This window comes from Microvirga sp. 2MCAF35, from assembly GCF_052115545.1.
In the GTDB taxonomy this organism is placed as follows: domain Bacteria; phylum Pseudomonadota; class Alphaproteobacteria; order Rhizobiales; family Beijerinckiaceae; genus Microvirga.
The window spans coordinates 49,627-57,813 of the sequence record NZ_JBFRGW010000029.1 but is presented as its reverse complement, the minus strand read 5'-3'; the positions used below and the strand labels follow the sequence as shown (position 1 = coordinate 57,813).

Genomic DNA, 8,187 nt, shown 5'->3' with positions numbered 1-8,187 from the left:
GCCTCCTGGCGCCGGCTGCGTGACCGGCGGACAGGACCGTGCCTGCTCCCACAACTTGCGACGCCTCGCGAAGCGCGCCCCTCGTCGGATCAGGCTGTGCAACGATATAGCCAAGGTTGCAGCATCTGTCAAGAACAAAATGAGAACATTACACTCGCTCACCACCTCTCCCGCCCGGGGGAGGGAGAGATGCAGCGCTTCACCGGATGGGGATAGCCGCAACAAGCCCGGTCATGACCGCGAAGGGGATAGGCCGACCAAGGCTAAACACCACGCAGCCAGGCTTCGGAGCCGGTTCTCGTACCGGCACGATCCGTCGCTTCAGGTAGAGCAAAACCCAACGAAGGGGGGTGCGACAGAATTGAGCAGGAACTTTTTTCGCCATCAAAGACGAAAAAATTTCACCTGTTAAAACAAGACTTTAACTTTTTGTTAACGATTACATTGCTCCGATCACTCTGCCTTTAGCCCGTTCGGGGTGCTTCTCAGGACCACAAAGGTTTGATAGCGTTCCTATCCATTCAAAGGGGGATTTACCCCCTTCAGAGATAGGGGGCTCCGATGAATCTAGCATCGAATCTGGACTGGACGTCCAAGCTCAACATCGCCGCTGTCTGCGCATCCTTTTCATTCATTCTCGTTGTCGTGACAGGCCTTTTCTAAAGCCGCACCTGCACGCTCGGAAACGAGCGAACCATCGCTTTTTCATTCCTCCACGCTGCCGCTTCGGCAGCGTTTTCATGTCTCAGGGCACGGCACCTCCGTGATGCTCCAGGACATGACGTTGATCTCCATCTGGCACTGCGCCAATTTCGGCCCCTCGGCTGTCTTGAGACAGACCTTCTCGCCGACGGCGAACGTCTTCCCTTGCGCGCGGCAGTAGCAATCGAGCGGGTTGTGAAAGGGAGCCTGAGCCGTCTGGGCCGTGGGCAAGTCCTGAGCCAGGAGCGGCGTGGCCGCAAAGAGACCGAGAAAGACAACAACGCTGCGCATGGGACGCCTCCGTATGTCGTTTCACGGAGGATGCTCGCCCTGTCGCAAGGCCGCGTCAAGCCTCGATCAGCGCCACCGCTCCACCGCCCGGTCATCGATCTCCTTGGCCTCGACCCAATCCCCGACGGTCCCGTCCTTGAGGTGCTCGCGTTTCCAGAACGGCGCGTGGGTCTTCAGGTAATCCATCAGGAAGGAGGCGGCCTCGAAGGCGGCCTGCCGATGGGCGCTGGCCGCGAGGACGAGCACGATCTCCTCGCCCGGCCCGATCTTGCCGAAGCGATGGATGACCGTGAGGCCGAGAAGCGGCCAGCGGGTCTGCGCCACATCGGCGATGCGGCCGATCTCGGCCTCAGCCATGCCTGGGTAATGCTCGAGTTCGAGGGCCGCGAGCCGCCCGCCCTCGTCCCGGCACAGGCCCGTGAAGGCGACCACGGCGCCGATATCCGCCCTCCCCCGGGTCAGAGCCGTCGTCTCGGCGGCGGCATCGATGGGATCGGCCTGGATGCGGATGGTTGCCGTCATGGGTCTTCGGGCTAGCCCCCTGTCATCGGCGGGAAGAAGGCGATCTCCCGGGCGCCCGCGATCCGGGCGTCGGGCTTCACATGGACGTGGTCCACGGCGGCGCGGACGATGCCCTCGTTCTCGAAGGCATATTCATATTCCTCGCCCCGGCCCTTCAGCCAGCGCACCAGATCGGCCACCGTGTCGATGCCCTCCGGCAAGGACACCTGCTCGTCGGTCTTGCCCACCCGCTCGCGCACCCAGGCGAAATAGACGAGCTTCATGGGCCTAGCCTTCGTCCATGAGGTGGTGGATGCCGTTCTTGAAGTAGTCCCAGCCGGTATAGATCGTCAGGATGGCGGCGATCCACAGCAGGATCGTGCCGATGAGGATGTTGTTGGGCAGAATCGTCTCGCCGGCCGGACCGGCGATCAGGAAACCCAGAGCCACGAGCTGGAGCGTCGTCTTCCATTTCGCCACCCGGCTGACGGGCACGCTCACCTTGAGCTCGGCCAGGAACTCCCGCAGACCCGAGACCAGGATCTCGCGGCAGAGGATGACGATGGCGGCCCAGAGCGCCCATCCCCGGATGGTGCCGTCGGCGACCAGCATGAGCAGGCTCGCGGCCACCAGAAGCTTGTCGGCGATCGGGTCCAGCATGCGCCCCAGGGCCGATTGCTGGGCGAAGGTGCGGGCCACGTAGCCGTCGAGGTAATCGGTGATGGCCGCGATGGCGAAGACCGCCAGGGCGAGCCAGCGGGACCAGTGGTCCTCGGGCCAGAACAGGAGACCGACCACGGCCGGCACCGCGACGAGCCGACCGTAGGTCAGCATGTTCGCCAGGTTGAAAGCCTTCGAGCGGCCCAAGGAGGAAACGGTCTTCATGACACCTGCAGGAAGCATGAGGATGGTCCGTCCGTCAATCGGAGGGGCCGGCATTGCGCACCGCCACCCTTCCGCAAGCACGGCAATGTGACATGAGCCTGCCCACCCCACACGATATCCATGTCTAACCCCGCTCGTGGAAGAAGTCGTAGACCGCCCGGGCCGTTGCGGCATTGACCCCGGGCGCCTTCGTCAAATCCTCCAGGGCTGCCCGCTGGATCGCTTTGACGGTTCCGAAATGGTGCAGCAGCGCCCGTTTGCGAGTGGGACCGATGCCGGGAATCTCATCGAGCGGGTTCTTCACGAGCTCCCGTTTGCGCTTGGCCCGGTGTGCCCCGATGGCGAAGCGGTGGGCCTCGTCGCGCAGGCGCTGCACGAAATAGAGCGCGGGATCGCGCGGCGGCATCTTGAAGGGCGGCTGGCCCGGCTTGAAGAAGGTCTCGCGCCCCGCGTCGCGGTCGCGCCCCTTGGCGATGCCGATGAGAGCCACGTCGTCCTCGCTCACGCCCACCTCGGCCAGGGCCTGCCGCGCCGCCTCGAGCTGCCCCTTGCCGCCGTCGATCAGGACCAGGTCCGGCCAGGCGGGAAAGGAATCGTCGGTCGGATGCCCATCCGTCTCGGCGCCGCGCGGTTCCTCCTTCACCAGGCGGGCGAAACGGCGCTGCAGCATCTCGCGCATCATGCCGTAATCGTCGCCCGGCTTCAGGTCCTCGGACTTCATGTTGAAGGTGCGGTAATGCTGCTTCATGAAGCCGTTGACGCCCGCCACCACCATGGCGCCCACCGCGTTGGTGCCCATGATGTGGGAGTTGTCGTAGACCTCCACGCGCTTGGGCGCCTTCGACAAACCGAAGGCTTGTCCCAGGGACACGAGGAGCTTCTGCTGCGAGGACGTGTCCGCAAGGCGTCGGCCCAGCGCCTCGCGGGCATTGCGCAGCACGTACTCGATGAGCTGGCGCCGCTCGCCGCGTTGGGGCGCATGGATCTCGACCCTGTTGTCCGTCCGAGTCGACAGGGCTGCCGCCATGAGCTCGGCATCCTCGATCTCGTGCGAGAGCAGGATCAGCCGGGGAGCGGGCTTGTCGTCGTAGAACTGCGCCATGAACGAGCCGAGGACCTCCTCGCGGCTCATGGACTTGTCGGCCTTCGGGAAATAGGCCCGGTTGCCCCAGTTTTGCCAGTTGCGGAAGAAGAACACTTCCACGCAGAACTGCCCCGCCTGCTCGTCGAGGGCGAAGACGTCCGCCTCCTCCACCGATTGCGTGTTGATACCCTGCACGCCCTGGATGGCCGACAGGGCGGCCAAGCGGTCACGGCAGCGCGCGGCGCGCTCGAATTCCAGCTCCTCGGCTGCAGTCTGCATCTCGTCCGTGATGCGCTGCTTCACGGCGTTCGACTTGCCCGACAGGAAGGCCTTGGCCTCGGAAACCAGCTCGGCATAATCCTCCCGCGAGATTTCGTTCGTGCACGGCCCGGAGCAGCGCTTGATTTGATAGAGCAGGCAGGGCCGCGTGCGGTTCTCGTAATAGCTGTCGTTGCAGGAGCGCAGCAGGAAGGCTCGCTGCAGGGCGTTGATGGTGCGGTTCACCGCCCAGACGCTGGCGAAGGGGCCGTAATAATCCCCTTTGCGCTTCCTCGCGCCGCGGTGCTTCACCAGCTGTGGCGCCTCGTGGTCGGCGGTGAGCAGGATGTAGGGCAGCGACTTGTCGTCCCGCAGAAGCACGTTGTAGCGAGGCTTGAGCTGCTTGATGAGGTTGGCTTCGAGCAGCAGCGCCTCGGTCTCCGTCGCCGTGGTGACGAATTCCATCGAGGCGGTTTCGCCGATCATGCGGGCGATGCGGTTCGAATGCGCCTGACCCCGCGCATAGGAGCCGACGCGGTTCTTCAGGCTCTTGGCCTTGCCCACATAGAGCACGTCGCCCTTGGCATCGAGCATGCGGTAGACGCCGGGCGCATTGGGAAGGGTGCTCCAGAAATGCCGGATGACCTCGGTGCCGCGCTGGACCGAGCCCGGATTGGCCTCCAGGTCGAACTCGACATCCGAGCCGCTTTCGACGGCGACGGACTCGTCGTCGTCCTCATTATCCAGAATATCGGGTGGAACGTCGTTGGTGGTGGTGCGACTCATGGGGGAGATTTAGGGATTCCCAGGCGTTCAGGAAAGTCCTGTTGCGGGAACCCCATGCACGCCGTTCCATTCCGAATGGGAGCCCGCCCCCTCGAGAATCGCTTTCGGAGCGTCAGACGATCCCGAAGTCGAGATGGCTCAGCTTCAGGTTCTTGGCGAGCTTGGCAATCTCGATGGCCTCCTTGGCGCCGGAGCCATCCGCATCGTAGGAGAGGATGCCGGTCTTCTTGTCGTAGACCACATAATCGTTCTTGTCCCCGGCCTGCTTGCCGAGCTTGAAGAACTTCTTGTTCAGCGCCGCAGGCGTGGTTTCCGTTCCGGCTTTTCCGAGCTTCTTGAAGATGGCGTTGTCGAGCCAGATCTTGTCCTCACCGGGCTTGAAGTCGGTGATCGTGTCGAAATTCACCTTGCGGTCCGTCTTGGCCGTGCCGAGCTTTGCGTTGAACACGAACACGTCCGCGCCTGCGCCACCCGTGAGCTTGTCGTTCCCGTAGCCGCCATAGAACTTGTCGTCACCCCAGCCGCCGACGAATTGATCCTTGCCCTTGGTGCCATTCTTCATGAAACCGAACGAGGTGAAGGGATCGGTTCCGGCTGGCACCGTGTAGCCCGTGCTGAAGGCTTGGAAATGGGTCGTGTAATGGGTCGCATTTTCCTCCAGGCTCTTCCAGCCCACGAGAATGCGCCCATCCTTGAGGACGTCGAGAGACGGAGATCTCACTCGATAAGTTGGCTGGCTTACGAGCAAGGGGGCTGCCACCGCCGTGCCCGCCTCCGAGTAGGTGCCGAGATAAATACCCTGTGAAACTTCTTCGACGAAGGCAAGCGCGAAGCCTCCATCGAGCAATGGCTCGAGTTGCATCGAAAAGAGATCGGCACCCGCCTTCTGATAGAGCGTCAGCTCCCCACCGATCAGCACGCCCGACGAACTGACGATCTGTGCGTTGATGATCTCGGACCCGGCCACGCTCCAGGCAACGACGAAGTTGCCGTTTGCGAGACCGATGACCTCGGTCTGGATGACGGTCGGCTGATCAATTGCCGCGGTGAAAGGAAAGCTTTTGACGAGTGTTTCCGTCAGCCTTCCGTCTGGAGAGCGTATATAAGACTTGATGTCCGCTCTTGCTCCGGATCCAGATGTGGAGATAATTTCCTTTGCCACGACCGTGGCATAACCACCACCGCGAAGGCCGGCGGTATTATCGAGCGGCAGCCCTTGGATCGAAGTTTTTTCTCCAAGAACACCGTTCGCATCCAAAATAACGCTTTTGAGACCGCTTTGAGAGTTATCAATGATGTCATGATAATTTACGGCGTAGCTACCATCGGCCAGTGTCGTCAGTCTGGGCGAGGTTGGGTTCCCGAATTCGAGCTGGACAGGTGCCTTGAACACCGAACCGTCCGCATTGAAGATCGCGGTCTCAAGCTTATCCCCACCGATGATATGATAGACCCATGCGGCGGCAAAACGGCCATTCTCCAAAGGGGTGACGGCGAACTCTTCGAACGATACGGGCGTGACGGACTTGAGCACGAAGCCCGACCCGACAGCACCTCCACCCGGTGTATAGACTTGTCCGACCAAGTCGCTCACCCCTGCGGCGCTCGTCTGTACCTTGAGGGAAAGGAAATTCCCATTCGTGAGCACCGTTCCGAAAATGTCGGTTGTCTCATAACCATCCGACCACTGGCCGCCGCTTGGACTCAAAGGCATGTGTTTCAGCTCCCGACAAATATGAAACTTTATAATATAAAATATCGAAGGAAGTCCATTCAGATCATGTCGCTCCCTCCGCGCAGACGGTTCGCATAGACCGCCCGCCGCATCCGGTCTAAACGGCTAAGCTCCCGGGAAGTCAGCGGAGCCGAACCATGCGCCTGTCGATCGTCACGTCCGCCCTCGTCGCGGCCCTGGTGGGTTTCGGCAGCACGATCGCCATCATCATCGCGGCCGCTCAAGCCGTCGGGGCCGATGCGGCGCAGACTTCGTCGTGGGTCGCGGCCCTGTGCCTGTCCATGGCGGCGACCGCCGGTTACTTAAGCGTCCGCTACCGCATGCCCGTCGTGACCGCCTGGTCGACGCCCGGCGCGGCTCTCATCGCGGCCTCGACGGGCATTTCCATCCATGCGGCGGTCGGGGCCTTTCTCCTGGCGGGCGGCCTGATTATGCTGGCGGGCTTCATCAGGCCGTTCGGGCGGATGATCGAACGCATTCCCACCTCCATCGCCGCCGCGATGCTGGCGGGCGTCCTGCTGCAGTTCGTCGTCGGGGTGTTCCAGAGTGCTCAAGGCACGCCCGGCCTCGTCCTGCCACTGGTCGGGATCTTTCTGGTGGTGCGCCTGTTCAATCCGGCGCTCGCCGTGCTGGCAGTGCTTTTCGTCGGCCTCGGCATCGCCTTCGGCGGAGGTCTGGCCCGGCCCCTCACGTCCGACCTTACCCTGTCCACCCTCACCTTCATCGCCCCCGCCTGGGACCTCACGGCGCTGATCGGCCTCGGTCTCCCCCTGTTCCTGGTGACGATGGCCTCCCAGAACCTCCCGGGCTTCGCGGTGCTCAAGGCCTCTGGTTACGAGCCGCCGTCCAGCCCCATCCTGGCCGTGACCGGGCTCGCTTCGATCGTGACGGCCTTCTTCGGCGCCCATACGAGCAATCTCGCGGCGATTTCGGCCGCGATCTGCACCGGGCCCGACACGCATCCGGACCCTAAGAAGCGCTGGATGGTCGGCCCGTTCTATGCCCTGACCTATCTCGTCTTCGCCGCCTTCAGCGCCGCCCTCATCGGCCTGATCGCCGCGCTGCCGCCCGAACTGATCAAGACCGTCGCGGGTCTCGCCCTGATGGGGGCCTTCATGGGCGCGCTCACCTCCGCCCTCTCCGAGGATTCCAGGCGGTTTCCGGCCATCGTCACCCTCGTGGTCACGGCCTCCGGCCTCACCCTGTTCGGCATCGGCTCGGCCTTCTGGGGGCTCGTGGCCGGTCTCGTGACGCTCGCGCTCGATTTCACCGCCTTCGCCCTGCGCAGGCGCGGCTGATCTGGACGGCAGGCCCCGTTAAGCTTAATACTTCGTTACGAAGAACAAGAACGGGGACTCTCATGGCGGGGACGAAGCGTGCAGGGCGGCTTGTCGCCCTGATCCTGACGGCGGCTTTGGGAGCCTGCCAGGGTTCGTTCAGCGGATCGCCGGAAGGCGTTCCGGTTGCCTTGGAGAGCATCGACGGTGCCCCGGCGCCGATCCGCACGGCCCTCGTCGACGAACTGACCAGTGCCGCCACCGACCGCAAGGTCGATCTCGTGGGCGCCAGCGCCCAGGCGCGCTACCGGGTCCGCGGCTACTTGTCGACGTCGACCGAGGATGGGGAAACCAAGGTGGCCTATGTTTGGGACGTCTTCGATTCCCAGAAGCGCCGGGCCAAGCGGCTGGCCGGATCGAGCCCTGTTCCCACCTCCTCCATCTCGGCTCTGGACAAGGCGACGCTCGCGAAGCTGGCACAGGCCAGCATGGACGAGATCGCCGAGTTCCTGACGGCCGCGAAATCGGAAACCGCCTCCGAAACTCCGGCCACGCCCGAAGAACCCATTCAGACGGCGGAGGTCTCGGGCGACGATTCCACTGTTGCAATGCAGTGAGCGCATGGCAACGCGCCAAACTTGCAGCGGATTGGAAGCCTTCCATGTATT

General features: G+C 63.0%; 8 protein-coding genes. 2 read left to right on the top strand and 6 right to left on the bottom strand.

The genetic code is table 11. The annotated features are described in order from the left end of the window. Positions 1-738: 738 nt before the first annotated feature. The 6 genes from AB4097_RS15240 to AB4097_RS15215 form a co-directional block, all read right to left on the bottom strand. Positions 739-993 (bottom strand): hypothetical protein, encoded by a 255-nt coding sequence (locus AB4097_RS15240; RefSeq protein WP_442040997.1) that lies wholly within the window; start codon positions 991-993, stop codon positions 739-741. Between the two features lie 66 nt (positions 994-1,059). Continuing rightward, a complete protein-coding gene (locus AB4097_RS15235; RefSeq protein WP_442040995.1) occupies positions 1,060-1,515 on the bottom strand; it encodes a molybdenum cofactor biosynthesis protein MoaE in 456 nt (151 codons plus the stop codon). Between the two features lie 11 nt (positions 1,516-1,526). Next, positions 1,527-1,778, bottom strand: coding sequence for a molybdopterin converting factor subunit 1 (gene moaD, locus AB4097_RS15230; RefSeq protein ID WP_442040993.1), 252 nt, complete (start codon positions 1,776-1,778; stop codon positions 1,527-1,529). 4 nt (positions 1,779-1,782) lie between these two features. Beyond that, entirely contained in the window at positions 1,783-2,379 is a 597-nt protein-coding gene (gene pgsA, locus AB4097_RS15225) for a CDP-diacylglycerol--glycerol-3-phosphate 3-phosphatidyltransferase (RefSeq protein WP_442040991.1), read from the bottom strand. A 124-nt stretch (positions 2,380-2,503) separates the two neighbouring features. Continuing rightward, complete coding sequence (uvrC, locus tag AB4097_RS15220; protein WP_442040989.1) at positions 2,504-4,507, bottom strand: excinuclease ABC subunit UvrC; 2,004 nt, start codon at positions 4,505-4,507, stop codon at positions 2,504-2,506. Between the two features lie 112 nt (positions 4,508-4,619). Next, positions 4,620-6,221 (bottom strand): M10 family metallopeptidase C-terminal domain-containing protein, encoded by a 1,602-nt coding sequence (locus tag AB4097_RS15215; protein WP_442040987.1) that lies wholly within the window; start codon positions 6,219-6,221, stop codon positions 4,620-4,622. Between the two features lie 158 nt (positions 6,222-6,379). Here AB4097_RS15215 and AB4097_RS15210 point away from each other — a divergent pair, with 158 nt between their 5' ends. Next, positions 6,380-7,540, top strand: a complete 1,161-nt coding sequence (locus AB4097_RS15210) for a benzoate/H(+) symporter BenE family transporter (protein ID WP_442040985.1) — start codon at positions 6,380-6,382, stop codon at positions 7,538-7,540. Between the two features lie 62 nt (positions 7,541-7,602). Beyond that, a complete protein-coding gene (locus AB4097_RS15205) occupies positions 7,603-8,136 on the top strand; it encodes a hypothetical protein (protein WP_442040983.1) in 534 nt (177 codons plus the stop codon). Positions 8,137-8,187: the final 51 nt, after the last annotated feature.